This is a genomic window from Tsukamurella sp. USMM236, assembly GCF_037148755.1.
Lineage (GTDB): Bacteria > Actinomycetota > Actinomycetes > Mycobacteriales > Mycobacteriaceae > Tsukamurella.
Map to the genome: position 1 here is coordinate 435,963 of NZ_JBBCSS010000004.1, position 21,762 is coordinate 457,724.

Sequence of the window (21,762 nt, forward strand, 5' to 3'; positions counted from 1 at the left end):
CCGCCTCTCAGAGACGAAGTTCCACGTCCGGCTCGTCGTACTGCTCCGCCGGTAGCGCGTCGCCCACCACCTGCGGGCCGACCAGCGGCAGATCACCGAGCACGCTCTCCCCGTTGTCGCTGGTGACGAGGTAGTCGGGCACGGCGTGGTCGCCGGCCGACGCGCCGCGGGCGCCCGCCGCTCCCGCGGCATTCATCGGCATCATCGGAGCCGCCATGCCTCCGCGCGACACGACGTCCGACGACGCCGGCACCGTCCGGGCACCACCCTCCACCAGCGGGGTGCGGGCCGCCGGCGCGGCGGACTGCGGCTGCGACAACGTGGCCGCGGCGCCGACGCCGGAACCGAGCCCGCCGACGCCGACGCCGCCCGTGCCGGAGCCGCCCCCGCCGGTGCCGCCGCCCGTGAGCGTCGCCGCGGACGGGAAGTCGTCCGTGGCGGTCGTTTCCGTGCTCGTCGCGGCGTCGTCCTCGGTCTCCGTCGCGGATTCCGCGAGCCCGCTCAGGGCCTCGCCCGCGGAGGTCGCGACGCCGACGGCGGTCTTCACCGCGCCGGACACCGTGTCGGTCGCGAGCTTGCCGACGGCCGTCACCGCCCCGGTCGCGGCGGAGACGACGCCGGGAATGATCGAGGCGGCGGCCTGCGCTGCCGCGGTGGCCGCCGTCGTGGGCGGGGTGGCGACCGGCACCTTGCGGCCGGCGGCCCCCACCTGGGCACTGAGCCCGGAGAGCTGACTCTTGGTGCGCGCCACGACCTCCGTCGCGTGGGCCAGGTGCTCCTGCGCGGCGGCGACGGCCGCTGCCTGGCCGGGCGGGAGCCACAGCGACGGGCCGAGCGCCGAGATCACCGCCATGAAGGAGTCGATGATCGCCTGCAGTTCGGCCTCGCCGGTGCCGACGACCGTCGCGGCCTCGCCGACCGCGGTCGACAGCTCGGCGCCCTGCTCCGCCACCAGACCCGTGCCGGTCGCCGCCTCGACGCCCTTGCCCGTCGCGGCCGTGGCGGCGGGCCCCTGCCACACCGACGACAGCTGGCTGATCGCCTGCATCCCCATCGAGGCACCCTGTTCCAGAGCCTTCGACGCGCCGGACAGCGCCGCCGACGGATCGAGCCCCTCGAAGCTGCCCGAGCCGAACGTCGACAGCAGGTCCGTCATCGGCTTGACCAGGCCCGCGACGTCGAAGCCGGGGACCTGCGGGGCCTCGGGCACCCCCTTGGGCGCCGCCGGGAGTTCCTGCTGCGGCGGCTTCTCCGGCGCCGTGGGCACCGGCGGCAGTCCGAGCGCGGCGAGCACCTCGTTGACGGGCCGGTCCAGGAGCGCGCGGATCGCGGGATCGAGCGCGGTGTCCGGCGCGACCGGTACCCCTACGGGATCGGCCACCGTCAGATCCCCACGGAGCCCAGCCCGGCGACGTTGCCCGCCTCGGTCAGGCCGTACGCGGCGACCGTGCCGGCCGAGGACGCCGCGATCCCGCCGTAGAGGACGGCCAGCTCCGCGACGGACTCCACGTGGACCGCCTGCGCGGCGGTGAAGGCCGCGAGGAAGTCCTGCCCGATCAGGCCGAGCGCCGGGTTCAGCGCCGCGACGTTGGCCGCCGCGTCCACCGATCCCGCCGTCGCGACCGCCGCTCCGATACCGGCGTTGGCCGCCCCGAAGGCCGAGATCGCCGAATTCACCGCCAAGAACATTGCTCTCCCCCATCGTCTACAGCGGGCCCGGTGCGCAAGGCCCTCATGAATTGGACGCACCAGCGCGGGGATCGGATCCCGATTCCTCGGATCAGCTCACCGCGAAGTCCGTGTGGAAGCGCTCCATCACCGCGGCACGGCGCGCCTGCACCTCGCGCGCCGCGACCGCGCAGACGTCGACGATGCGCCGCCCGAGGACGGCACCGTCGGACCGGCAGGCCGCCGGGGTCAGCGTGAGCCCGACGAGCGCGCACACCCCGTCGAGCTCCACGCGGATCGCGCCGTCCGGGCTGGAGACGACGACCCGGACGGCGTCGAGCTCCGTGCTCGTGCGGCGCAGCACCCGGAGCTGTTCGTGCGCGCGGGCCTCGATGCGGTCCATCTCGGCGCTCATCAGACCCTCCGCAGCCAGGTGCCGACCGACTCGTCCCGGTCGGGTGCCGGCGCGGCGGCCGGCTCCGGAAGTCGCATGGCACGCAGCACCTCCGGACCCACACCGGCGCGTTCCAGTTCGGCCCGGCGCTGCAGGCCGGCAGTGGCCGCGGCCTCCCGGCACAGCCGCACGATCGCGTCGGCCAGGTCCTGCGGCTCGCGCCGCAGCTCCGTCCGCTCGATGGCGATGTGCAACGGCGTCCCCTGATCGTTGGCCCGCACCCGCACCCCGCCATTGGTGGATGTCGCGATGGTCATCTCTCCCCCTTCATGTTTCATTCCTCCCGCACGGTGCCGACGGCGCGCTCGCACGCGCCCGCCAGCGGTGCCGCGGTGCGTCCCGCCTCGCAGCCGACGCTCAGCTGCGCCGCCCCCGCGACCACGACGTACCAGTCCACGAACCGCTCCGGGTCGATCTGCTCGCGGTAGCCGATCACCTCGCGGCCCCCGACGAGAGTGCTCGGGTCGAGGTCCGTGATGCGGCCGTCGGACCGTCGCGCGAGGGCCGATTCCAGGTCGGCCGCGACGGCCGCGAGGTCCGACGGTGCCCGCAGCCGGGTCCGCACCACGGTGACGCGGCGGCCGTCGTCCGCCACCGCCAGCCGCCGGTCCGGGCCCGGCTCGGTGACCGCCCAGCCCTGCGGCAGGTCGACGGAGGCACCGTCGAAGGCGACGCGGACGAAGGACTCCACCGGCGGCGCCGGACGTTCCGGCGCGGACGGCGGAGCGCCGGGCAGGCACGCCACCGCACCCGCGGCGACCACTCCGACGGTGCCCGCGCCCGCCGCGACGAGCGGCCAGCGCCGCGGGCCGCGCTGTCCGGGTGTGTGTTCCGGTTCCGGCTCGGGCGCGGGCGGTGCCGTTGCGGGCCGCGGGTCCGGGGTCGGCGCGAGCACCTGCTCCGGCTCGATCCGGACGACGCGCCAGAGGTGGACCGTGGCCAGCGCACGGCGGACCCGGTGGTAGATCTCGGGCGGACCGTCGACGAGGGCCTGGTCGACGTCGTCGCCGAAGACCTTCCGCGCGGCGCGGAGCGGGTCCGGGTGGGAAGCGGACGCGACGGGGCGCCAGGCACCGTCGGCGAGGACGAGAACGTGCGCCTGCGCCACCGGACCGCGGCACTCGAGGACGAGGGCGCGTCGGCAGTAGAGGACGCCGGCGGCGCGGACGAGGGCCTCCGCGCGCGGGAGCACCGCGGCGTCGACCCCGAGCGAGGCGGCCGCCGCGGCGATCAGGCTGCGCCGCGGGGCGCCGAAGACGCTGGGCGCCAGGACCGTCCACGCGCGCGACAGTGCGCTACCGCTCGCCGCCTCGGCCAGCCACTGCGCCCACTGTCGCGTCGCGACGGCGGGCGCGACGAACTCGTCGACGTCCGGCGGCGCGGCCGTCGACCGCACGACACCGTCCGGCCCGCGTACGTACCACTCGTCCCCCGCGCAGTCGATGACGATGCGCTCCGGGTCCCCCAACCCGATCATGGCTGGACTGTAGCGCGGTCGGACTCACCACAGATCCGAATTCGAAAAGTACCGCGGAGACCCGCCGCCTACTTCGTCTCGTTCGGATGGCTCGTGTGGACCTGCTCCAGGTAGACGGTGCGGTCGTCGACGAAGAACCAGATTCGGGCGGTGCCCTTGATCGTCGGCTTGTGCTGCCACCGCTCGAACGTCTTACCGCCCCGCGAGACGACCGCGAGCTCGTCCCGCAGCGGATAGTTGGTCGGCGTCCTCGTCGTGGGCGTGCTGGTCAGGAAGTCCCCCGCGTCGGCGAGGGGGCCGCGGATCGTCGCCGCGAGATCCTGCCAGCCCTTCCTGGAGTTCGTGGTGGCGAACCGGATCTCGTACTCGACCTTCTTCGGAGGCCGGGGAACGAGTTCACCGCGCTTGTTCGCCACCGCTACGGCCGCTCAACCGGGGCGCCGTCGGCGTCCAACCACTCCACTTCTGCGCTGCCGAGGCCCGCCGCGATGGCAGTCGCCGTCTCCCGCCACGACGTCAGCTCCGCCATCACCAGGTGAGGCTGATCCGTGGAGAAGGAAGCCCGCGCGGCATCGACGAGGTCCTTGGCGCACCGGACGCGCCCCTCCGCGGACAGGGCGAGCATCCACGGGAACGCCCTCGCCATCCGCTCGGCGAGGGGCCCGTCGTCGTCCACCGCCACACCGATGAGTTGAGCGGCGAACTCGAGGAGACGCGCACGTCCCTCGGCCTCGCGCTGCGACATGAGGACGAGGTTCTCGCCGTCCCGTCGCGTCACCGTGACCGGATGGTCCTCGGCTTCCGCGAACACCTCGGCCGAGTGCTTACTGAGGTCCGAGGACCGGCGCGTCGTGGTGCGGAATGGTGCCGAAGTCATACCCCGATACTATTCGGAATGTATTCGGAAGTCGAGGAGGTCTTCCGCAACACCGCCCGTCAGTGCGTGGCGGGCTCCGCCGGGGCGGATTCGGCGGTTTCGCGCTTGCGGGCGCGGCGGCGGGTGATCACGGTGACGGCGATGGGGATGATGATCGTCAGCGCGGAGCCGATGAACAGCACCTCGAGGTGGTCGCGCAGCAGCGGGATGCCGCCGAGGAAGTAGCCGAGTAGCACGATGCCGTCGCACCACAGGATCGAGCCCAGCACCGAGAACAGGGTGAACTTGCGGTGGTCCATCTTCGAGAAGCCCGCCAGCACCGGCACCAGCGTGCGGACGATGCCGATGAACCGCGCGAAGAGCACCGTGAACGGGCCGTACTTGTCGAAGAAGGCGTACGTCTTGTCGACGGGGCCCTGCCCGATGAAGTTCATGACCCTGCCGCGCATCACCTTCGGGCCGGCGTACCGGCCGAGGGCGTAGCCGCACTGGTCGCCGATGATCGCCGCGATCGGCAGGAACAGCAGCAGCTGCCACAGCTGCGCGAAGGGCTGGGGCTGCGCCGCGAAGATGCCCGCGGTGAACAGGATCGAATCCCCCGGGAAGATGAAGCCCACCAGCAGACCGGTCTCGATGAAGATCAGCAGCACCAGGCCGATGAGGCCCGCGGAGCCGAGGAAGCCGGTGACGTCGAAGGGGTTCACATCACCCGAGTATCCACGCGCCGTACGACGCGATCATGAACTCCGGGCGAACGGCGCCCCAAGCTCCGTCAGTCGCCGCAACAGCCGCCGGAGGGGCCGTCGACCTCGCGCTTCTCCCGGGTGATCAGGTTGCGCTCGGCGAGCTCGTCGTCGGCGGGGTAGTCGACGCGCACCAGCGTGAGCCCGCAGGCGGCGGCCACGTTGATGGCGCTGGAGCGCTCGCGCTCGTCGAGCAGCCCGGCGACCCAGTCGGCGGACCGCCGGCCCTCCCCGACCGCGGCGACCGCCCCGACGAGGGAGCGCACCATCGACCAGCAGAAGGCGTCGGCGGAGACCTCCGCGGTGAACACCCCGTCGTCGTCCCGGCGCCAGGCGAAGCGCTGCAGCTCGCGGACCGTCGTGGCTCCCTCGCGGCGGCGGCAGAAAGCGGCGAAGTCGTGCAGGCCCAGCAGCCGGTCGCTCGCCTCCTGCATCCGCTCCAGGTCGACGGGCCGTCGCCACGGCGCGGTGTCGCGGGCGCGCAGCGGGTTCGCGCCGAAGGGGGCGTCGGTGAGGCGGTACTCGTAGTGGCGGCGCAGCGCGGAGAAGCGGGCGTCGAACTCCGGCGGGGCGATGCGGATCGCGGTCACCCGGACGTCCTGCGGGAGCATGCGCGCCAGGCGGCGCACCAGGCCGTCGGGCAGCACGACGGGGTCCGGCAGGTCGAAATGCGCGACCTGGCCCGTCGCGTGCACCCCCGCGTCGGTGCGGCCGGCGACGGTGAGCTGCACCTGCCTGCGCAGGATCGTGCCGATCGCCTCCTCCAGCACGCCGCACACCGTGCGGCGCTCGGGCTGGCGGGCCCAGCCGCTGAAGTCGGTGCCGTCGTAGGCGATGTCGAGGCGGTAGCGAATCATGTCGCGCGTGACTCTACCGCTGCCGCCAGGCCGTCCAGGTAGCGCGTGAGCGCGGTGTCGAGCAGTACGTCGGCGTCGTACGGGTAGCTCGTGTGCAGCATCTCCGCCATCACCGGGAACCGGTCGGCGGGTGCCGCGGCGCGCAGCTCGTCGAGTTGGGTGTCGATCCACTCGTCCTCGGTGACGCCCGTCGCCGCGCGGTCGGCGAGCTCGGGCTCGATCGTCGCGCCCAGGCCGCGCACCAGGTTGAGCAGGCAGAGGTACTCGGTGAAGGCCTCGCGTTGCTTGAGTCCGGCGGCGCGGAGGGCGGCGAGCAGGTGCTCCGACATCGGCATCGCGCCGGGCAGCACCGCCGGCCGGGTCATCGACATCGCGGCGGCGAGCCACGGGTGGGCCTGCATGGTCTCCCACAGGGAGCGGAGCAGCGCCTCGACGTCGGCGCGCCAGTCCGCGGTGCGGGGCGGGATGGGCAGCTCCGCCAGCACGCGGTCCAGCATCGCCGACTGCAGCTCGTCGCTGCTGGGGACGTAGCGGTAGACGGCCATCGTCGGGATCTCCAGCGCTGCAGCGAGCCGGCGCATCGAGACGGCCTGCAGGGACTCGGCGTCGGCGATGGCGACGGCCGCGGCGATCACGTCGGCGGCGGTCAGCTCGGGGGCGCGCGGGCGGTCCGGGCTCAGCACCACGCTCCCCCTGCCCGGGGCGGAGTCGATCAGGCCGTCGGCCTGCAGCAGGGCCAGCACCTTCGAGGCCGTGGCCATCGCCACGCCGTGATCGCGCATGATCGCCCGGGTCGACGGTGCCCGGTCCCCCGACCGCAGCCTCCCCGAAGCGATGCGCTCGCGGAGCACCGCCGCGACCTCCTCGGCGCGCGTCATCCGAGCCCCGATGCACTAGTGCACTTCGTGTGAACATCCACGTCAACACTGTAGCGCGATGCACTCGATACGGCGTACGTTCGCCCTATGAATCAGCTCCGAGTCCTCATCAGCGGCGCGTCCATCGCCGGTCCCGCCGCCGCCCTCCTCCTCGCCCGCCAGGGCCACCGCGTGACGATCGTCGAACGCGCACCGTCGTTGCGCGCGGGCGGCCAGACCGTCGACCTGCGCGGCGCCGGCCGCACCGTGATCGACCGCCTCGGCCTCGGCCCCGCCACCACCGAGCGGCTGCTCGACCAGCGCGGCCTCGTCAAGGTCGACGGCCGCGGGCGCCGCGGCGCGACCATGCCCGTCGAGGCCTTCGGCGGCAACGGCGTGGTGTCCACGCACGAGATCCTGCGCGGCGACCTCGCCGAGGTGCTGGTCGACGCGGTGCCCGACGACGTCGAGTACCTGTGGGACGACACCGTGACCGCGATCGAGCAGGACGGCGCGGCAGCCCGCGTGACTTTCGAGAAGGCACCGGTGCGGGAGTTCGACCTCGTGATCGGCGCCGACGGCCTCGGCTCCGCCGTGCGCCGCGCCGCCTTCGGCCCCGACGCCGCCGCGCTCGAGCCCATCGGCCTGCGGTACGCGTGGTTCACCGCCACCATCGACGAGGACACCCGCGGCTGGTACCTCATGCACACCGGCCGCCGGGGCCGCGTGGTCTCGGTCCGGCCGTCGCGCACCGACGGCACCGTCAAGGCAGGGCTCGCGATCCGCGGCACCGACCCGCGGCGGCTGGGCCGCGAGGAGCAGTTCGCGCTCTTCGAGCGGGAGTTCGCCGACATCGGGTGGGTCGCGCCGCAGCTGCTGGGCGCCATGCGGACCGCGGACGACTGGGCGTACCAGGACCTCGCGCAGGTGAAGCTGGACGGCTGGACCCGCGGCCGCGTCGCGCTCGTCGGCGACGCGGGCTACTGCCCCACCCCGCTCACCGGGCTCGGCACCACCCTCGCGCTGGTCGGCGCGTACGTCCTCGCCGGCGAGCTGGGCCGCGCCGACGGCGACGTCCCCCGCGCACTGGCCCGGTACGACGCGGTGATGCGGCCGTTCGTGACCAAGGCGCAGGAGCTGCCGCCGGGCAGCCCCGCCGGGTTCGCGCCGATGGGCCGGATCGGCGTCGCGCTCGGCGACCTCACGTACCGGACGGCCATGACGTGGCCGATGCGGCTGATCTGGGCGGCGCAGTTCGCGAAGGCCGACGGCATCGATCTGCCCGCCTACGCCTGACGCGGCTCACGATGTCGGGTTCTGCGGCTATGCGCGTGCACCAGCGCACGTCCGCATGCACAGAAGTCGACATCGTGAGCGGCGTAGCGTCGGGCCCATGACCGAAACCGCGCAGACCGTCACCGTGTTCGCCGATGTCCCGCCGGCCGTGCTCTTCGCGGCGCTGGCCCGGCCCGCGGTGCACGCGGCGGCCGACGGATCCGGGATGCTGCGCGGCGTCTCCGACGGCAGCCCCGAGACGATCACCGGCGTCGGCCAGATCTTCGGCATGGAGATGACCGACGAGCAGGGGCGGCCGTACTCGGTGGACAACCACGTCACCGCCTTCGAACCGGATCGGCGGATCGCGTGGCTGCCCGCCGGGCGCGGGAAGCCGCCCGTCGGCGTCGAGTGGTCGTGGGAGTTCACCCCGGAGGGGACGGGGTCGCTGATCGCCGTCACCTGCGACTGGTCGCGGGTGACGAACGAGGCCTACCTCGCGCGGTTCACCCTGCCGCGGGTCTCGGCGGACAAGGTGCGCGCCACCGTCGACGCCGTGATCGCCACGACGCGCTGACCCGCCGAACGACGAAGCCCGCCACCTGCGATGCAGGTGGCGGGCTTGCGTGCGTGGGTGACTACTCCGAGTCGGAGGCATCCTCCTGCTGCGACTTCGGCAGCGAGTAGCCCGCGGCCTCGGCCGAAGCGTCGTCGGCGAACCAGATCTCGGCGACCGTCGACTCGAAGAAGCGGGTACCGGGACGGTGGTACAGCTTCGAGTCGGCGTTGCCCTTGATCGGGAAGCCCTCGGGAGCCTCGTTGACGTCCTCGAGCGGCGCGTGCGCGCCGGCGGGGAGGTCCGAGCCCTCGGCCGGAGCCTCGGTCTCGACGATCTCCGCAGCCTCGACGGCGGCGGACTTGGCAGCGGCCTGCGAGGCGGCGACGCGCGTGGCACGCGCCCCCTCGGTGGCGGCGAGCTGCTCGGTCACGATCTCGATGACCGCCATGGGGGCGTTGTCGCCCTTCCGGTTCTCGGTCTTGATGATCCGGGTGTAGCCGCCCTGACGGTCGGCGACGGCCGGAGCGATCTCCGCGAACAGCACGTGCACGACGTCCTTGTTGCGGATCTCCTTCATGACCTCGCGGCGGTTGGCCAGCTTGCCGTGCTTGGCATGGCTGATCAGCTTCTCCGCGTAGGGACGCAGGCGCTTGGCCTTCGCCTCCGTGGTCTCGATGCGGCCGTGCTCGAAGAGCGCGGTCGCGAGGTTCGCCAGAATGTGCTTCTGGTGCGAGGCCGAGCCGCCCATCCGGGCGCCCTTAGTGGGCCTAGGCATTGTTTCTCCTGTGGGTGGTTAAGAGCTGTTCAGCTCAGAGCTGCTCGGTCTCGGCGTAATCCTGGTCGCCATCGGCGTCGCCCGAGAACGACGGCTCGTCGCTCCAGGTACCGGTGGCTGGGTCGTACCCGTCGACCTGCGACGGATCGAACGACGCGGGGCTGTCCTTGAGGGCCAGACCCAGCGCGTGCAGCTTGACCTTGACCTCGTCGATCGACTTCTGACCGAAGTTGCGGATGTCGAGAAGATCGGACTCGGTGCGGGCCACGAGCTCGCCCACGGTGTGCACACCCTCGCGCTTGAGGCAGTTGTACGAGCGCACCGTCAGGTCGAGGTCCTCGATCGGCAGCGAGAACGCCGCGATGTGGTCGGCCTCGGCTGGCGACGGGCCGATCTCGATGCCCTCGGCCTCGACGTTGAGCTCCCGGGCGAGCCCGAACAGCTCGACCAGGGTCTTGCCCGCCGACGCCAGCGCGTCACGCGCGGTCATCGAGTTCTTGGTCTCGACGTCCAGGATCAGACGATCGAAGTCGGTGCGCTGCTCGACACGGGTGGCCTCGACCTTGTAGGTCACCTTCAGCACGGGCGAGTAGATCGAGTCGACCGGGATGCGGCCGATCTCGGCGCCCGACGCCTTGTTCTGCACGGCCGGCACGTAGCCGCGGCCCCGCTCGACGACGAGCTCGATCTCGAGCTTGCCCTTGTCGTTCAGGGTGGCGATGTGCAGGTCGGGGTTGTGGACGGTGACCGACGCCGGGGGAACGATGTCGCCCGCGGTGACGGCGCCCGGACCCTGCTTGCGCACGTACATGGTGACCGGCTCGTCGTCCTCCGACGAGACGACCAGGCCCTTGAGGTTCAGGATGACGTCGGTGACGTCCTCCTTCACACCGGGGACCGTGGTGAACTCGTGCAGCACGCCGTCGATGCGGATGCTGGTCACGGCCGCGCCCGGGATGGACGACAGCAGCGTGCGGCGGAGCGAGTTGCCCAGCGTGTAGCCGAAGCCGGGCTCCAGCGGCTCGATGATGAACTTCGAGCGCGCCTCGGAGATGACCTCTTCGCTGAGGGTGGGTCGCTGCGAGATGAGCATTGAGTATTTCCTTCTCTCTGGGCGTCCGCTATTTGACGCCCGTAGAGGGCCGCCGGCGATCTACCGGCGGCCCGTACTACTTACTTCGAGTAGTACTCGACGATGAGCTGCTCCTGGAAGGGCACGACGATCTGCTCACGCTCGGGCACGCGGTGCACGAGGATGCGCAGGGACGACGGGACCACCTGGAGCCACGCCGGAGCGGTGCGCTCGCCGAGGGTCTCACGCGCGATCTGGAACGGCGTGGTGCCGAGCGACTTCGGGCGGACGTCGATGATGTCGTACTGCGAGACGCGGTACGAGGGAACGTCGACGCGGACGCCGTTCACCGTGAAGTGACCGTGGGTCACGAGCTGGCGGGCCTGACGACGGGTACGCGTCAGACCGGCGCGGTAGACGACGTTGTCGAGGCGGGTCTCGAGGATCTGCAGCAGGGCGTCACCGGTCTTGCCGGTGGCGGCCTTGGCCTCCTTGTAGTAGCGCGAGAACTGCTTCTCCATCACGCCGTACATGAAGCGGGCCTTCTGCTTCTCCTTGAGCTGCAGCAGGTACTCGGACTCCTTGATCCGCGCGCGGCCGTGCTGGCCGGGCGGGTAAGGACGACGCTCGAACGCCTCGGAACCGCCGACGAGGTCGACGCCCAGACGACGGGACTTACGGGTGACAGGGCCGGTATAACGAGCCATGGTTTCTCTCTCCTACCTTCCCTAGACCCGACGCCGCTTGGGCGGACGGCAGCCGTTGTGCGGCTGCGGCGTCACGTCGGAAATGGTGCCCACCTCGAGGCCGGCGGCCTGCAGCGAGCGGATTGCGGTCTCGCGGCCCGAACCCGGGCCCTTGACGAAGACGTCGACCTTCTTGACGCCGTTCTCCTGCGCCTTGCGGGCAGCGTTCTCGGCGGCGAGCTGCGCGGCGAACGGGGTGCTCTTGCGCGAGCCCTTGAAGCCGACGTGGCCCGAGGAGGCCCAGCTGATCACGTTGCCACTGGGGTCCGTGATCGAGACGATCGTGTTGTTGAACGTGCTCTTGATGTGAGCGTGGCCGTGCGGGACGTTCTTCTTTTCGCGACGACGCGAAACGCCCTTCTTCGCGCCCGTGGCGCGCGACTTCGGAGGCATTACTTCTTCTTTCCGGCGATGGTCTTCTTCGGACCCTTACGGGTGCGAGCGTTGGTCTTGGTGCGCTGGCCACGCACGGGCAGGCCACGACGGTGGCGGATGCCCTGGTAGCACTGGATCTCGATCTTGCGACGGATGTCGGCCTGCACCTCGCGGCGCAGGTCACCCTCGACCTTGTAGTCCGTGCCCTCGATGAAGTCACGGAGCTTGGTCAGGTCCTCGTCGCTGAGGTCCTTGCTGCGCAGATCCGGGCTCACACCGGTCTCGGTGAGAATCTCAGTCGCGCGGGTACGGCCGATGCCGTAGATGTAGGTCAGTGCGATCTCCATGCGCTTCTCGCGCGGGAGGTCGACACCCATAAGACGTGCCATTCTTGGCGGTTTCCTTCTTCTAAGTCGGAGGTCTGCTCCCCGTCCGTCCTCGGTGGTTCCGGCGCTTTCACGCCGGCCGAGGCCCCGGCCTCCGAGCCGGGGGTGCACAGGGGCTCGTCTGCCCCTGCTGGTGCGGAGAGGTCATCGTGTGTTCAAGCGGCGAACCGCTCGAAGCGCACTGATCTAGCCCTGACGCTGCTTGTGGCGCAGGTTGTCGCAGATCACCATGACCCGACCGTTACGGCGGATCACCTTGCACTTCTCGCAGATCGGCTTGACGCTGGGGTTGACCTTCACGTCAGTCCTATCCAGTTGTTCTCAGTGTTTTTCCGCACCGCCACCGGTAGCCGGAGGGGTGCCACGGCACGCACGACGAAGCCGCGCACGCACGCGATGATCCAGTGTACGCTTCGCGCCCGTCGGCCCCAAATCAGCCGCGAACGGCGCGCGAGCACCGCGCGCGAGGAAGCTCTCATGCTAGCCTCAGGAACGACCGGTGATGCACTATTCGCCACTCTAAATTCCCTTGATCTGATCCTCGATCGAAAAGGACCCGCGATGCCTCTGTCCCTCTCCCGCCGCCTGGGCGTCGCCGCCACCGCCGCCGTCGGCGTCGCGGCCTCCCTCCTGGTCTCCGCCGCCCCCGCGACGGCCGCCCCGCGCGTCGTCGTGGGCCCCGGCTCCGAGATCGACATCGTGCAGAAGGAGACGGCCGACGGCATCGAGGTCGCCGCGTGCACCCTCGGCGTGCTCGCCACCACCCCCGACGGCCGCCGCGTCGGCGTCACCGCCGGGCACTGCGGCAAGGCCGGCCAGGAGGTCACCGTCCCCGCGCCCGGCCAGGCCCGCGCGCTCATCTCCGTCGGCAAGATCGAGAAGTCCTCGAACCCGCCCACCAAGACGATCGACGGCCGCGAGGTCTCGACCAACATCTCGCACCCCGACTGGGGCACCGTCTCCTTCAAGCAGGGCGTGCCGCTCGTCAACCGCCTCGGCAAGGCCGCGCCGCGCTCGCTCGGCAAGGCCCGGATCGGCGACAAGGTCTGCAGCCAGGGCCGCACCAGCGGCTGGGTCTGCGGCACCGTCACCGACCTCACCGCCAACCGCTTCCGCACCGACCTCAAGCTGCGCTCGGGCGACAGCGGCGCGTCGCTGATCCGCCTGTCCGACGGTGCCGCCCTCGGCATCCACGCCACCGGCTCGGCCGAGCCCGGTTCCGACGGCTCCGAGGTCTCCGACTACTGGGACCTGGGCTTCGTCCTCGCCCAGGCCGGCGGCCTGCGCCTGGCGGTCTAGCCACCCCGAACACGAAGAAGACCCACCCCGCGGGGTGGGTCTTTCTCGTCTGTTCGTGCTGCGCGCTACGCGGTCACTTGTACCGGTAGACGATGCGCCCGCGCGTCAGGTCGTACGGAGAGAGCTCCACGACGACCCGGTCCTCGGGCAGAATACGAATGTAGTGCTGCCGCATCTTGCCGCTGATGTGGGCGAGCACCTTGTGCCCGTTCTCCAGCTCGATGCGAAACATTGCGTTGGGGAGCGGCTCGACGACGCGGCCCTCCACCTCGATGGCTCCGTCCTTCTTCGCCATACCCTCCACGATCCTGTTGTCTTCAGCGGACGCCGTGTGCGACCTGTGCCCCTCCTGAACAGACGGGCATGCGGCCGAACGCCGCGCTACCCACCTATTCTACGCGCTCAGGACTCGTCCGACGAATCCTGCCCGGAACCGCCCCCGGCCTTGACGAGGTGCAACGCGAGTTCGACCGAGTCGGGAACGAAGTCGGCGGGGTCCGCGGCGACCGCCGCGAGCAGATCGTCCGGCGTCGTCCACGCGCCGCTCTCCACCTCCTCGGGCTGGTGCACGACCACCCCGTCGTACGTGCAGACGTACTGGAAGCACACGAACCGGGTACGGGGATCCTCGTAGGCCCGCACGCCGACGGGCCGCAGCTCCACCCCGTGCACCCCGAGCTCCTCGAAGGCCTCGCGCGCGGCACCGTCGTCCGGCGACTCCCCCGCCAGGAGCACCCCGCCCGCCGTGAAGTCGCGCAGCCCCGGGTAGACGTCCTTGATCGGCGTGCGGCGGTGCACGTAGATCCGGCCGGCGGAGTCGAAGACGAGGACGCCGGTGGTGCCGTGCCGCAGGTTCTCGGCGCGCACCCGCGACCGCGGCGCCGCCCCCGCGGGGCGCCCGGCGTCGTCGTAGAGCGCCACGATCTCGTCCGTCATTTCTCCACAGTATGAGCCAAACCCTGGACACCGCACCGCGCGTGCACTTGTATCGGGGCCATGAGCAATCCGGACAGCCCGAACTGGCATTTCGAGACCACGCAGATCCACGCCGGGCAGGCGCCCGACGGGGCCACCAACGCGCGTGCGCTGCCGATCTACCAGACCACGTCGTACACGTTCAACAACACCGATCACGCCGCGGCGCTGTTCGGGCTGGCCGAGCCGGGCAACATCTACACCCGCATCATGAACCCGACGCAGGACGCGGTCGAGCAGCGGATCGCCGCGCTCGAGGGCGGCGTCGCCGCGCTGCTCGTGGCCTCGGGCCAGGCGGCCGAGACGCTCGCGATCCTCAACGTCGCCGAGTCGGGCGACCACCTCGTCAGCTCGCCCTACCTGTACGGCGGCACGTACAACCTGCTGCACTACACCCTCGCCAAGCTGGGCATCGAGGTCACCTTCGTCGAGAACCCGGACGACCTGGAGCAGTGGCGCGCCGCCGTCCGCCCCAACACCCGCGCCTTCTTCGCCGAGACCATCTCGAACCCGCGCGGCCACGTGCTCGACATCGCCGGCGTCTCCGGTGTGGCCCACGAGAACGGTCTGCCGCTCATCGTCGACAACACCGTCGCGACCCCGTACCTGCTGAACCCGCTCCAGCACGGCGCCGACATCGTCGTGCACTCGGCCACCAAGTACCTCGGCGGCCACGGCTCCGCGATCGGCGGCGTCATCGTCGACGGCGGCAACTTCGACTGGACGCAGGGCCGGCACCCGAACTTCACCACCCCGGACCCGTCGTACCACGGCGTCGTCTTCGCCGACCTCGGCGCGCCCGCCTTCGCGCTCAAGGCCCGCGTGCAGCTGCTGCGCGACCTGGGCCCCGCGATCTCGCCGTTCAACGCCTTCCTGCTCTCGCAGGGCATCGAGACGCTGAGCCTGCGCGTGGAGCGGCACGTCGAGAACGCGCAGAAGGTCGCCGAGTACCTCTCCGGCCAGGAGGGCGTGACCTCCGTGATCTACGCCGGCCTCCCCTCGTCGCCGTACTACGACCGCGCGAAGGAACTGCTGCCCAAGGGCGCCGGCGCCATCGTCGCCTTCGAGCTGGCCGGCGGCGTGCCCGCGGGCAAGACCTTCGTCGACGCCCTGGAGCTGCACAGCCACGTCGCGAACATCGGCGACGTGCGGTCGCTGGTGATCCACCCCGCGTCGACCACGCACTCGCAGCTCACCGAGCAGGAGCAGCTCGAGGCCGGCGTCACGCCGGGCCTGGTGCGCCTGGCCGTGGGCATCGAGCACATCGACGACATCCTCACCGACCTGCAGCTCGGCCTCAAGGCCGCGGCGAACGCGTCCTAGGGAGCCTGCGATGCGCGCGCTGCGGTGGTTGCGACGGGCGGTCCGTTCCGCCCTCCAGGACGACGACGCCTGGACCGCGGCCGTGCAGCGCGGCTGTACCTGAGATCAGGTTCTCCTCGATGGCACCCCCGAGTCACGGACTCGGGGGTGCCATCGTCTGAGCGCTCTCGGATTCTGTCCGATCCGGACAGGGATTTCACTGGGATTCGATTGGGATGCGCCTGGTAACTTGGCCCCATGGAAGCAACAGTGGATTCCGTGGGCCGGATACTCGTCCCGAAACAGCTTCGCGACGCCCTCGGCATCACGCCTGGCTCGGTGGTCGACATCTCCTGGTACGGCAGCGGAGTTCAGATCACTCCCGGTGGTCGTACGGCCCGGCTGGAGCGGGACGAAGACGGTCGCCTCGTCGCGGTGGGCGGCGGCCCCCTCACCGACGAGGTGGTTTTCGCCCTGATCGACGCCGGGCGCAAATGACCGACGACGTCGCTATCGCAGTGGACACGTCCGTAGCCGTTGCACTTCTGTTCGCGGAGCACGACCACCATGCCGCCGTCGCCGCCTGGGCGAAGGGTAAGCGGCTCGCGCTGAGCGGGCGTGCGCTCGCCGAGACCTACTCGGTTCTCACCCGGTTGCCCGGCGAACATCGCCTGACGCCCGACGACGCTGCCCGATTGATCGACGACAGTTTTCCCGAGAAGTTCGCGCTCCCACCGGCGGCAGGAGCTGAGGTCCACCACCGCTGTGTGGAGACGAACATCGCGGGTGGACAGGTGTACGACGCACTCGTCGCCTTCGCCGCCCTCGACAACGGCGCAGTGCTCGCGACACGGGACGGCCGCGCTCGCGGCACCTACAACGCCATCGGCGTGACCACGATCCTCATCGCTTCGTGATCGATCTCGCTCGCCGCTCCAGCGCAGCCCGGACCTGGATCTCCAGGGCCACGGTGGCGGATCCCGGCACGTCGATGCTGCCTCCAGACCAACGCACCTGACGGATTCGCCGGCCACGTCGTGTCGACATCGGCCATCCTGGCTTCGACGTCCCCTCGTACCGCGCATCCGGCGCGATACGCCGAGAGGAGCGAGCCGTGAAGTACGTCATCCTGATCCACTCCAATCCCCAGCCCTGGGGACACCCCACCGGGGACTTCCTGCCCGAGTACCGCGACCTCGACCCCGCCGTGAAGGCACGGATGGACGCCGACTTCGAGCGGCTCCTCACCGAGCTGGACGAGCGCGGCGAGCTCGTCGGGGGCGAGGCGCTCGGCGATCCCGTCTCGTCGCGCCTGTACCGCTGGCACGACGACGCGCCCCTCGCGGTCGACGGGCCGTACTCCGAGACGAAGGAGCACCTCGCGGGCTTCTTCCTGATCGACGTGGAGGACCGGCAGCGGGCCGAAGCCGTGGCCGCGCAGTTCTCCGGCCCCGGCGAGACCGTCGAGCTGCGCCCGGTCATGGTCCCGGGCGGCGACGAATCCTGAGCGCCGTGCCCGCCGGCGACGCCTTCGAGGACGTGTGGCGGCGCGAGTCGCCGCACGTCCTGGCCGCGCTCCTCCGCGTCCGCGCCGATCTCGCGGCGTGCGAGGACGCGGCGCAGGAGGCCGCCGAGGCCGCGGTCCGGCAGTGGCCGCGCGACGGGACGCCGCACGATCCGCGCGGGTGGTTGATCCGCGTGGCGCAGCGGCGCCTCATCGATCGATGGCGGTCGGAGGCCGCCCGCACCCGTCGCGAGGAGGCCGACGCACGACGAGCGACCGCCGCCGAGGTCTCGTCGGCCGACGACACCGTCGACCTCCTGCTGCTCTGCGCCCACCCGGCGCTGAGCCGGCCCTCCCAGGTCGCGCTGGCCCTGCGCGCCGTGGCCGGACTCGGCGTGGAGCGCATCGCCGCCGTGTACCTCGTACCTCCCCGGACGATGACGCAGCGGCTGACCCGCGCCCGGGCCGCCCTGCGGGACGCCGGCGCGACCTTCCCCGTGCCGTCCGGCGCGGAACTCCCCGGTCGCGTGGCCGCCGCCCTGGACGTGTGCCACCTGATGTTCACGGCCGGGTACACCCGCAGCTCCGGAACCGACCTGCTGGACGACGAGCTGACGGCGGAGGCGCTGCGCCTGACCCGGCGGATGGTCGCGGCCTTCCCCGACCACGACGAGGCGGCCGGCGCCCTCGCGCTCATGCTGCTCACCGACGCGCGAGCGCCGGCCCGCGTGGACGACCGCGGGGACCTCGTCCCCCTCGCCGAGCAGGATCGCTCGCGCTGGCGGCGCGACGCGATCGCCGAGGGCGTGGCGATCCTCGAGGAGCTGCTCCCCCGCGGCCATGTGGGCACCTTCGCTCTGCAGGCCGCGATCGCAGCGGTGCACGCGGAGGCCGACACCTACGACGACACGGACTGGGCGCAGATCGTCGTCCTGTACCGCATGCTCGAGCGGGTCGCGCCGTCGGCCACCGTCGCGCTCAATCACGCTGTCGCGGTGGGGATGGCGTACGGGCCGGAGGCGGGCCTCGCGCTGCTCGCCCGCCTGGACGACGACCGCGCGCTGCGCGACGGACACCGGCTCCCCGCCGCCCGAGCGCACCTGTTCGAGCTGGCGGGCCGCACCGACGACGCGGCCGCGGCGTACCGCATCGCGGCGGCGCGCACGGCGAGCCTCCCCGAACAGCGGTACCTCAACCGGCGGCTGGGCGACCTCGGTGCATGACGCCGACGCCCGAGGGCCGGGTGCTCAGCGCTCCAGGGCCGCGCGGACCTGGTTCTCCAGGGCGACGGTGGCGGATCGCGGCAGGTCGATGAGGCCGTCGAGCTCCGCCCGCGCGCGCTGATACGCCTGCTGGCGTTCCGGGCCGGTCGCGGAGGAGTCGAGCGCGACGGCGAGCAGCCGCTGCGCCTTGGCGAGGCGCTCCTGCTCCGGCGGCGAGAAGTCGCCGCGGCGGCGGCGTTTCGCCTCCTGCTCCGCGACGTCGAACGCGCCGGCGTACGCGTGCACCGCGTCGCGGTACTGCTCGACGTCCGACGCGGACGCCTCGTCGGGCGAATCCGGGCGGAGCAGGTCGGCGCGACGCTTGGCCTTGTGGAAGTCGACGGTCAGCGGCTCCCGCATGTCCACCATCATCGGGAAGTCCAGGATGGTGGCGAGGTCCGTCTCGTAGCCGAACCAGCGCGTGTCGACGCCGTCGTGGGCGGCGACGGCGCGCTCGAGCTCCCGCTGGACCTGCGCCGCGTCGACCCGGCCCATGCCCTTCGCCGTCGCGAGGGCCACCTTGGTCTCCTGCTTGATGCGGTACTTCTCCAGGCGGCGCGCCGCGCGACGCTCATACCAGACCGACAGGCCCTTCGTACTGCCGCCGAGCACGAAGACGAGCCACCAGTAGTCCTTGACGAGTTCCACCAGCTGGTCCACGTCACCAGCGTACGTACCGCGACGCACGGGCACGGCGTCGTTCGAAGACGATCCGCCGTGCCCGTCCGGCTACTGCTGCTCCGCGCTCTTCTGCTGCTCGGCGTTCGCAGTCACGATGTCGACCACGTACTGGGCGAGGCCCGGCGCGATGTCCTCGTAGTGCTTCATGAACCGGTGATCGGTCACGTACATCTGCGCCACGCACACCTGCATCGCGTGGTCGCAGTCGTACCAGCGGTCGATCCCGGCGCGGTGCCGCTCGGCGAGCTCGTTCGCCTCGGGCGAGCCGGGCGCGACGCCGCGGGCCAGGCCGTCGGCGAGCGCGGCCTCGAGGGCGTCGCCCTCGGCCTTGAGCTGCTTCCAGTCGTCCTTGCTCAGCTTCGCGGTGCGCTCGGCGCTCTGCTTCCACGCGTCGGTGTCGCCCCAGCGCTGCTCCGCCTCGTCGGCGTAGCCCTCGCCGAGCCAGTCGGCGCCGAAGATCTCGGTCTGCTCCTCGGCGGTGAGGGTGATCCCCCGCTTCTTGCTGTTCATCATGTCCTCCACAGCCGCGACCATCCGGTGCAAACGGTCGATCCGCTCGGAGAGCAGCTTGTGCTGCGCCTCCAGGTGGGCCATGGCGTCGGCCGACGGATCGTCGAGCAGGGTCGCTATCTGCTCGAGCGGGAAGCCCAGCTCCCGGTAGGTCAGCACGCGGTGCAGCCGCTCGACGTCGTCGTCCGAGTAGGCCCGGTAGCCGGCGCTGGTGCGCGCCGACGGCGGGACCAGCCCGATCTCGTCGTAGTGGTGCAACGTGCGGACGCTGACCCCGGTCATCCGCGCGATGGCGCCGACCGTGTGGAAGGGCTTCCGTTCGTTCACATCCACCACCTTGTTCCCTTACGCGGCGTGAGGGTCAAGCCATTCTCGTAGAACAACGCACCAACATGCTTCGGCTCCGTGATCTTCAGGCCAGTAACCTATACCCATGTCCACTAGCTATTCGAACTTGCTTTCGCTCCTCGGCACACCGGACACCGATCCGACTTCTCTTCTGAACGCCGCAATGGAGTTCTCGGCAGAATCGGCGGAAGTTCCGGAGCTGGCCTCCGCCGTCGCAGCGGACGCTGGCGAGAAGCTGATCGAGGCTCTCGAAACCTCCGGAGCGCGCGGCATGTCCGATGCCTTCATCGAACTGGGCACGCTCTATCGGGCTGGCGGGACGTGGAGGTCGAGACTGATAGAGAGGCACATCGACAACGCCTTGGACGCGTTCCGTCGGGCCGACACTCTCGGCCACCGGGATGGATCCATCATGGTTGTCGACACGATCTACCATTCAGGTCGGACAGATCTCGCCAGCGAGGCATGGGCCCGTCTAAGGAGCATCACCGACCAGGATCCGAGCCAGACAGGCGCACTCTTCATGCAGGGGCTACTGACGCAGGAAGGATTCGGAGTCTCGCGCAACCTCGAGGCGGCGATGGAGTACTTCCGCGAGGCAGCCGATCGCAACGATGCGGATGCCGCATTCCAGCTGGCGCTGTACTTCCTGACTGGGGAGTGCGGCGTGGAACGCAACGACGATCTTGGAATCCGATGGTTAGAGCGTGCCGCCGAGCTCGGCAGCGTTCGCGCGATGCACAATTTCGGAGCGTTCTACGGGGTGGGGGACCGCGGCTTGCCCAGGGATCCGGAGCAGTCGCTCAACTGGTACCTCAAGGCAGCATCGTCGACTCCCGTTCCACACGGCGAGGCATCCTTCTCCGCTGGCGTCATGCTGCTCCGTGGCGACGTTGGCCACCCCCAGCCCCTTGCGGCGAACGCGCACCTCTGGGCGGCTGTTCGCGTACTAGGCGAGGACGTTGTCCAGGATCGGCTCGATCGGATGGACTTGATCTGGATCCCTTTGCGACCCTCTACGGCCGTGGAGTGAGAATGCGCGGACCGTCGGCGGTGACGGCGACGGTGTGCTCCCAGTGCGCGGACCGCGCACCGTCGTCCGTGACGACGGTCCAGTCGTCGGCGAGGACGGAGGTGTCGGGGGTGCCCAGGGTGAGCATCGGCTCGATCGCGAGGGTGGAGCCGACGACGAGGTGCGGGCCCTTGCCCGGGTCGCCCTCGTTGGCGAGGAAGGGCTCCATGTGCATCTCGCGGCCGATGCCGTGGCCGCCGTAACCGTCGACGATCGCGAACTCGCGGCCCAGCCGCGCCGACTGCGCGTACGTGGCGGTCTCGATGGCGTGCGAGACGTCGGTGAGGCGGTTGCCGTCGAGCATGGCGGCGATGCCGGCCTCCATCGCGAGGCGCGTGGCCTCGGAGAGGTCCTCGTCCGCCTTGGACAGCTCGCCCACGCCGAAGGTCCACGCGGAGTCGCCGTGCCAGCCGTCGAGGATCGCACCGCAGTCGATGGAGACCAGGTCGCCGAGGGCCAGCACCGTCGAGCGATCCGGGATGCCGTGCACCACGACCTCGTTCACCGAGGAGCAGATCGAGCCCGGGAAGCCGTGGTAGCCCTTGAAGGACGGGACCCCGCCGGCCTCGCGGATCACCGTCTCGGCGACCTCGTCGAGTTCGAGGGTGGAAACGCCGACGCGGGCGGCGTCGCGGACCGCGACGAGCGCGCGGCCCACGACGGCGCCCGCGGCGGCCATCGCGTCGAG

At 71.0% G+C, this 21,762-nt stretch carries 30 protein-coding genes; 9 read left to right on the top strand and 21 right to left on the bottom strand.

Annotated features, from left to right (window positions below):
* Window positions 1-7 precede the first annotated feature (7 nt).
* The 10 genes from WFK95_RS16195 to WFK95_RS16240 form a co-directional block, all read right to left on the bottom strand.
* Window positions 8-1,381, bottom strand: coding sequence for a WXG100 family type VII secretion target (locus WFK95_RS16195; protein WP_224650188.1), 1,374 nt, complete (start codon window positions 1,379-1,381; stop codon window positions 8-10).
* 2 nt (window positions 1,382-1,383) lie between these two features.
* The gene (locus tag WFK95_RS16200; RefSeq protein WP_374201355.1) at window positions 1,384-1,677 is read right to left on the bottom strand and encodes a hypothetical protein; all 294 of its coding nucleotides are present in this window, start codon (window positions 1,675-1,677) and stop codon (window positions 1,384-1,386) included.
* Window positions 1,678-1,780: 103 nt separating this feature from the next.
* Complete coding sequence (locus WFK95_RS16205; protein ID WP_224650182.1) at window positions 1,781-2,083, bottom strand: YbaB/EbfC family nucleoid-associated protein; 303 nt, start codon at window positions 2,081-2,083, stop codon at window positions 1,781-1,783.
* On the bottom strand, window positions 2,083-2,379 hold the full coding sequence (locus WFK95_RS16210; protein ID WP_224650180.1) for a hypothetical protein: 297 nt from the start codon (window positions 2,377-2,379) through the stop codon (window positions 2,083-2,085). Before WFK95_RS16210 ends, WFK95_RS16205 begins: the two co-directional genes overlap by 1 nt.
* 17 nt (window positions 2,380-2,396) lie before the next feature.
* Window positions 2,397-3,599 carry a type VII secretion-associated protein gene (locus tag WFK95_RS16215; RefSeq protein ID WP_336671255.1) on the bottom strand — a complete coding sequence of 401 codons (1,203 nt, stop codon included), beginning with the start codon at window positions 3,597-3,599 and terminating at the stop codon, window positions 2,397-2,399.
* A gap of 68 nt (window positions 3,600-3,667) precedes the next feature.
* Window positions 3,668-4,015 carry a hypothetical protein gene (locus WFK95_RS16220; RefSeq protein WP_336671256.1) on the bottom strand — a complete coding sequence of 116 codons (348 nt, stop codon included), beginning with the start codon at window positions 4,013-4,015 and terminating at the stop codon, window positions 3,668-3,670.
* 2 nt (window positions 4,016-4,017) lie between these two features.
* Complete coding sequence (locus WFK95_RS16225; RefSeq protein WP_336671257.1) at window positions 4,018-4,476, bottom strand: prevent-host-death protein; 459 nt, start codon at window positions 4,474-4,476, stop codon at window positions 4,018-4,020.
* Between the two features lie 59 nt (window positions 4,477-4,535).
* Window positions 4,536-5,180 (bottom strand): DedA family protein, encoded by a 645-nt coding sequence (locus WFK95_RS16230; protein WP_336671258.1) that lies wholly within the window; start codon window positions 5,178-5,180, stop codon window positions 4,536-4,538.
* A gap of 68 nt (window positions 5,181-5,248) precedes the next feature.
* A complete protein-coding gene (gene truA, locus WFK95_RS16235; protein WP_336671259.1) occupies window positions 5,249-6,076 on the bottom strand; it encodes a tRNA pseudouridine(38-40) synthase TruA in 828 nt (275 codons plus the stop codon).
* A complete protein-coding gene (locus WFK95_RS16240) occupies window positions 6,073-6,954 on the bottom strand; it encodes a winged helix-turn-helix domain-containing protein (RefSeq protein ID WP_336671260.1) in 882 nt (293 codons plus the stop codon). The genes truA and WFK95_RS16240 overlap by 4 nt, the downstream gene beginning before the upstream one ends.
* Before the next feature lie 87 nt (window positions 6,955-7,041).
* Between WFK95_RS16240 and WFK95_RS16245 the strand changes: the two genes are divergently transcribed.
* Entirely contained in the window at window positions 7,042-8,229 is a 1,188-nt protein-coding gene (locus WFK95_RS16245) for an FAD-dependent monooxygenase (protein ID WP_224650161.1), read from the top strand.
* Window positions 8,230-8,326: 97 nt separating this feature from the next.
* A complete protein-coding gene (locus WFK95_RS16250; RefSeq protein ID WP_224650158.1) occupies window positions 8,327-8,785 on the top strand; it encodes a hypothetical protein in 459 nt (152 codons plus the stop codon).
* 61 nt (window positions 8,786-8,846) lie between these two features.
* On the opposite strand, the gene rplQ is transcribed toward WFK95_RS16250, so the two are convergent.
* From rplQ to rpmJ, 6 genes are all read right to left on the bottom strand, one after another.
* Window positions 8,847-9,542 (bottom strand): 50S ribosomal protein L17, sunset domain variant, encoded by a 696-nt coding sequence (gene rplQ, locus WFK95_RS16255; protein WP_224650156.1) that lies wholly within the window; start codon window positions 9,540-9,542, stop codon window positions 8,847-8,849.
* Between the two features lie 34 nt (window positions 9,543-9,576).
* Window positions 9,577-10,635, bottom strand: a complete 1,059-nt coding sequence (locus WFK95_RS16260) for a DNA-directed RNA polymerase subunit alpha (RefSeq protein ID WP_224650154.1) — start codon at window positions 10,633-10,635, stop codon at window positions 9,577-9,579.
* A gap of 80 nt (window positions 10,636-10,715) precedes the next feature.
* Entirely contained in the window at window positions 10,716-11,321 is a 606-nt protein-coding gene (gene rpsD / locus WFK95_RS16265) for a 30S ribosomal protein S4 (protein WP_224650151.1), read from the bottom strand.
* A 21-nt stretch (window positions 11,322-11,342) separates the two neighbouring features.
* Window positions 11,343-11,753: a 30S ribosomal protein S11 gene (rpsK, locus tag WFK95_RS16270; RefSeq protein WP_068522638.1), complete on the bottom strand. Its 411-nt coding sequence runs from the start codon at window positions 11,751-11,753 to the stop codon at window positions 11,343-11,345.
* Window positions 11,753-12,124, bottom strand: coding sequence for a 30S ribosomal protein S13 (gene rpsM, locus WFK95_RS16275; RefSeq protein WP_224650148.1), 372 nt, complete (start codon window positions 12,122-12,124; stop codon window positions 11,753-11,755). Before rpsM ends, rpsK begins: the two co-directional genes overlap by 1 nt.
* Before the next feature lie 183 nt (window positions 12,125-12,307).
* On the bottom strand, window positions 12,308-12,421 hold the full coding sequence (gene rpmJ / locus WFK95_RS16280; protein ID WP_013127970.1) for a 50S ribosomal protein L36: 114 nt from the start codon (window positions 12,419-12,421) through the stop codon (window positions 12,308-12,310).
* Window positions 12,422-12,682: 261 nt separating this feature from the next.
* On the opposite strand from rpmJ, the gene WFK95_RS16285 reads away from it, so the two are divergent.
* A complete protein-coding gene (locus WFK95_RS16285) occupies window positions 12,683-13,420 on the top strand; it encodes a S1 family peptidase (RefSeq protein ID WP_224650146.1) in 738 nt (245 codons plus the stop codon).
* A gap of 73 nt (window positions 13,421-13,493) precedes the next feature.
* Here WFK95_RS16285 and infA read toward each other — a convergent pair whose 3' ends face one another.
* Both infA and WFK95_RS16295 read right to left on the bottom strand, forming a co-directional pair.
* Window positions 13,494-13,715 (bottom strand): translation initiation factor IF-1, encoded by a 222-nt coding sequence (gene infA / locus WFK95_RS16290; RefSeq protein ID WP_005140011.1) that lies wholly within the window; start codon window positions 13,713-13,715, stop codon window positions 13,494-13,496.
* A 107-nt stretch (window positions 13,716-13,822) separates the two neighbouring features.
* Entirely contained in the window at window positions 13,823-14,356 is a 534-nt protein-coding gene (locus WFK95_RS16295) for an NUDIX hydrolase (protein WP_224650144.1), read from the bottom strand.
* Between the two features lie 60 nt (window positions 14,357-14,416).
* Between WFK95_RS16295 and WFK95_RS16300 the strand changes: the two genes are divergently transcribed.
* The 5 genes from WFK95_RS16300 to WFK95_RS16320 all read left to right on the top strand — a co-directional run bounded on the left by WFK95_RS16300 (window position 14,417) and on the right by WFK95_RS16320 (window position 18,424).
* Window positions 14,417-15,718, top strand: a complete 1,302-nt coding sequence (locus tag WFK95_RS16300; protein WP_224650142.1) for a bifunctional o-acetylhomoserine/o-acetylserine sulfhydrylase — start codon at window positions 14,417-14,419, stop codon at window positions 15,716-15,718.
* Window positions 15,719-15,955: 237 nt separating this feature from the next.
* On the top strand, window positions 15,956-16,195 hold the full coding sequence (locus tag WFK95_RS16305; RefSeq protein WP_224650140.1) for an AbrB/MazE/SpoVT family DNA-binding domain-containing protein: 240 nt from the start codon (window positions 15,956-15,958) through the stop codon (window positions 16,193-16,195).
* Window positions 16,192-16,614 carry a PIN domain-containing protein gene (locus WFK95_RS16310; protein WP_336671261.1) on the top strand — a complete coding sequence of 141 codons (423 nt, stop codon included), beginning with the start codon at window positions 16,192-16,194 and terminating at the stop codon, window positions 16,612-16,614. Before WFK95_RS16305 ends, WFK95_RS16310 begins: the two co-directional genes overlap by 4 nt.
* 197 nt (window positions 16,615-16,811) lie before the next feature.
* Window positions 16,812-17,204, top strand: a complete 393-nt coding sequence (locus tag WFK95_RS16315; protein WP_336671262.1) for a YciI family protein — start codon at window positions 16,812-16,814, stop codon at window positions 17,202-17,204.
* 5 nt (window positions 17,205-17,209) lie between these two features.
* Entirely contained in the window at window positions 17,210-18,424 is a 1,215-nt protein-coding gene (locus tag WFK95_RS16320) for an RNA polymerase sigma factor (RefSeq protein ID WP_336671263.1), read from the top strand.
* A gap of 24 nt (window positions 18,425-18,448) precedes the next feature.
* Here WFK95_RS16320 and WFK95_RS16325 read toward each other — a convergent pair whose 3' ends face one another.
* Both WFK95_RS16325 and WFK95_RS16330 read right to left on the bottom strand, forming a co-directional pair.
* Window positions 18,449-19,123, bottom strand: coding sequence for a hypothetical protein (locus WFK95_RS16325; RefSeq protein WP_336671264.1), 675 nt, complete (start codon window positions 19,121-19,123; stop codon window positions 18,449-18,451).
* 69 nt (window positions 19,124-19,192) lie between these two features.
* A complete protein-coding gene (locus tag WFK95_RS16330) occupies window positions 19,193-19,981 on the bottom strand; it encodes a MerR family transcriptional regulator (protein ID WP_336671265.1) in 789 nt (262 codons plus the stop codon).
* A 106-nt stretch (window positions 19,982-20,087) separates the two neighbouring features.
* Here WFK95_RS16330 and WFK95_RS16335 point away from each other — a divergent pair, with 106 nt between their 5' ends.
* The gene (locus WFK95_RS16335) at window positions 20,088-21,035 is read left to right on the top strand and encodes a tetratricopeptide repeat protein (RefSeq protein WP_336671266.1); all 948 of its coding nucleotides are present in this window, start codon (window positions 20,088-20,090) and stop codon (window positions 21,033-21,035) included.
* Here the strand turns inward: WFK95_RS16335 and map are convergent.
* The gene (gene map / locus WFK95_RS16340) at window positions 21,019-21,753 is read right to left on the bottom strand and encodes a type I methionyl aminopeptidase (RefSeq protein ID WP_336671310.1); all 735 of its coding nucleotides are present in this window, start codon (window positions 21,751-21,753) and stop codon (window positions 21,019-21,021) included. The genes WFK95_RS16335 and map overlap by 17 nt on opposite strands.
* Between the last annotated feature and the right edge of the window lie 9 nt (window positions 21,754-21,762).

Coding starts and splice junctions, on each gene's coding strand:
- WFK95_RS16225 (WP_336671257.1), bottom strand. CDS start 4,476: ATGACTTCGGCACCATTCCGCACCACGACGCGCCGGTCCTCGGACCTC.
- map (WP_336671310.1), bottom strand. CDS start 21,753: ATGGCCGCCGCGGGCGCCGTCGTGGGCCGCGCGCTCGTCGCGGTCCGC.
- rpsM (WP_224650148.1), bottom strand. CDS start 12,124: ATGGCACGTCTTATGGGTGTCGACCTCCCGCGCGAGAAGCGCATGGAG.
- WFK95_RS16210 (WP_224650180.1), bottom strand. CDS start 2,379: ATGACCATCGCGACATCCACCAATGGCGGGGTGCGGGTGCGGGCCAAC.
- WFK95_RS16240 (WP_336671260.1), bottom strand. CDS start 6,954: ATGACGCGCGCCGAGGAGGTCGCGGCGGTGCTCCGCGAGCGCATCGCT.
- WFK95_RS16215 (WP_336671255.1), bottom strand. CDS start 3,599: ATGATCGGGTTGGGGGACCCGGAGCGCATCGTCATCGACTGCGCGGGG.
- rpsD (WP_224650151.1), bottom strand. CDS start 11,321: ATGGCTCGTTATACCGGCCCTGTCACCCGTAAGTCCCGTCGTCTGGGC.
- rplQ (WP_224650156.1), bottom strand. CDS start 9,542: ATGCCTAGGCCCACTAAGGGCGCCCGGATGGGCGGCTCGGCCTCGCAC.
- WFK95_RS16285 (WP_224650146.1), top strand. CDS start 12,683: ATGCCTCTGTCCCTCTCCCGCCGCCTGGGCGTCGCCGCCACCGCCGCC.
- WFK95_RS16250 (WP_224650158.1), top strand. CDS start 8,327: ATGACCGAAACCGCGCAGACCGTCACCGTGTTCGCCGATGTCCCGCCG.
- WFK95_RS16335 (WP_336671266.1), top strand. CDS start 20,088: ATGTCCACTAGCTATTCGAACTTGCTTTCGCTCCTCGGCACACCGGAC.
- WFK95_RS16295 (WP_224650144.1), bottom strand. CDS start 14,356: ATGACGGACGAGATCGTGGCGCTCTACGACGACGCCGGGCGCCCCGCG.
- truA (WP_336671259.1), bottom strand. CDS start 6,076: ATGATTCGCTACCGCCTCGACATCGCCTACGACGGCACCGACTTCAGC.
- WFK95_RS16205 (WP_224650182.1), bottom strand. CDS start 2,083: ATGAGCGCCGAGATGGACCGCATCGAGGCCCGCGCGCACGAACAGCTC.
- WFK95_RS16310 (WP_336671261.1), top strand. CDS start 16,192: ATGACCGACGACGTCGCTATCGCAGTGGACACGTCCGTAGCCGTTGCA.
- rpsK (WP_068522638.1), bottom strand. CDS start 11,753: ATGCCTCCGAAGTCGCGCGCCACGGGCGCGAAGAAGGGCGTTTCGCGT.
- WFK95_RS16300 (WP_224650142.1), top strand. CDS start 14,417: ATGAGCAATCCGGACAGCCCGAACTGGCATTTCGAGACCACGCAGATC.
- WFK95_RS16305 (WP_224650140.1), top strand. CDS start 15,956: ATGGAAGCAACAGTGGATTCCGTGGGCCGGATACTCGTCCCGAAACAG.
- infA (WP_005140011.1), bottom strand. CDS start 13,715: ATGGCGAAGAAGGACGGAGCCATCGAGGTGGAGGGCCGCGTCGTCGAG.
- WFK95_RS16245 (WP_224650161.1), top strand. CDS start 7,042: ATGAATCAGCTCCGAGTCCTCATCAGCGGCGCGTCCATCGCCGGTCCC.
- WFK95_RS16260 (WP_224650154.1), bottom strand. CDS start 10,635: ATGCTCATCTCGCAGCGACCCACCCTCAGCGAAGAGGTCATCTCCGAG.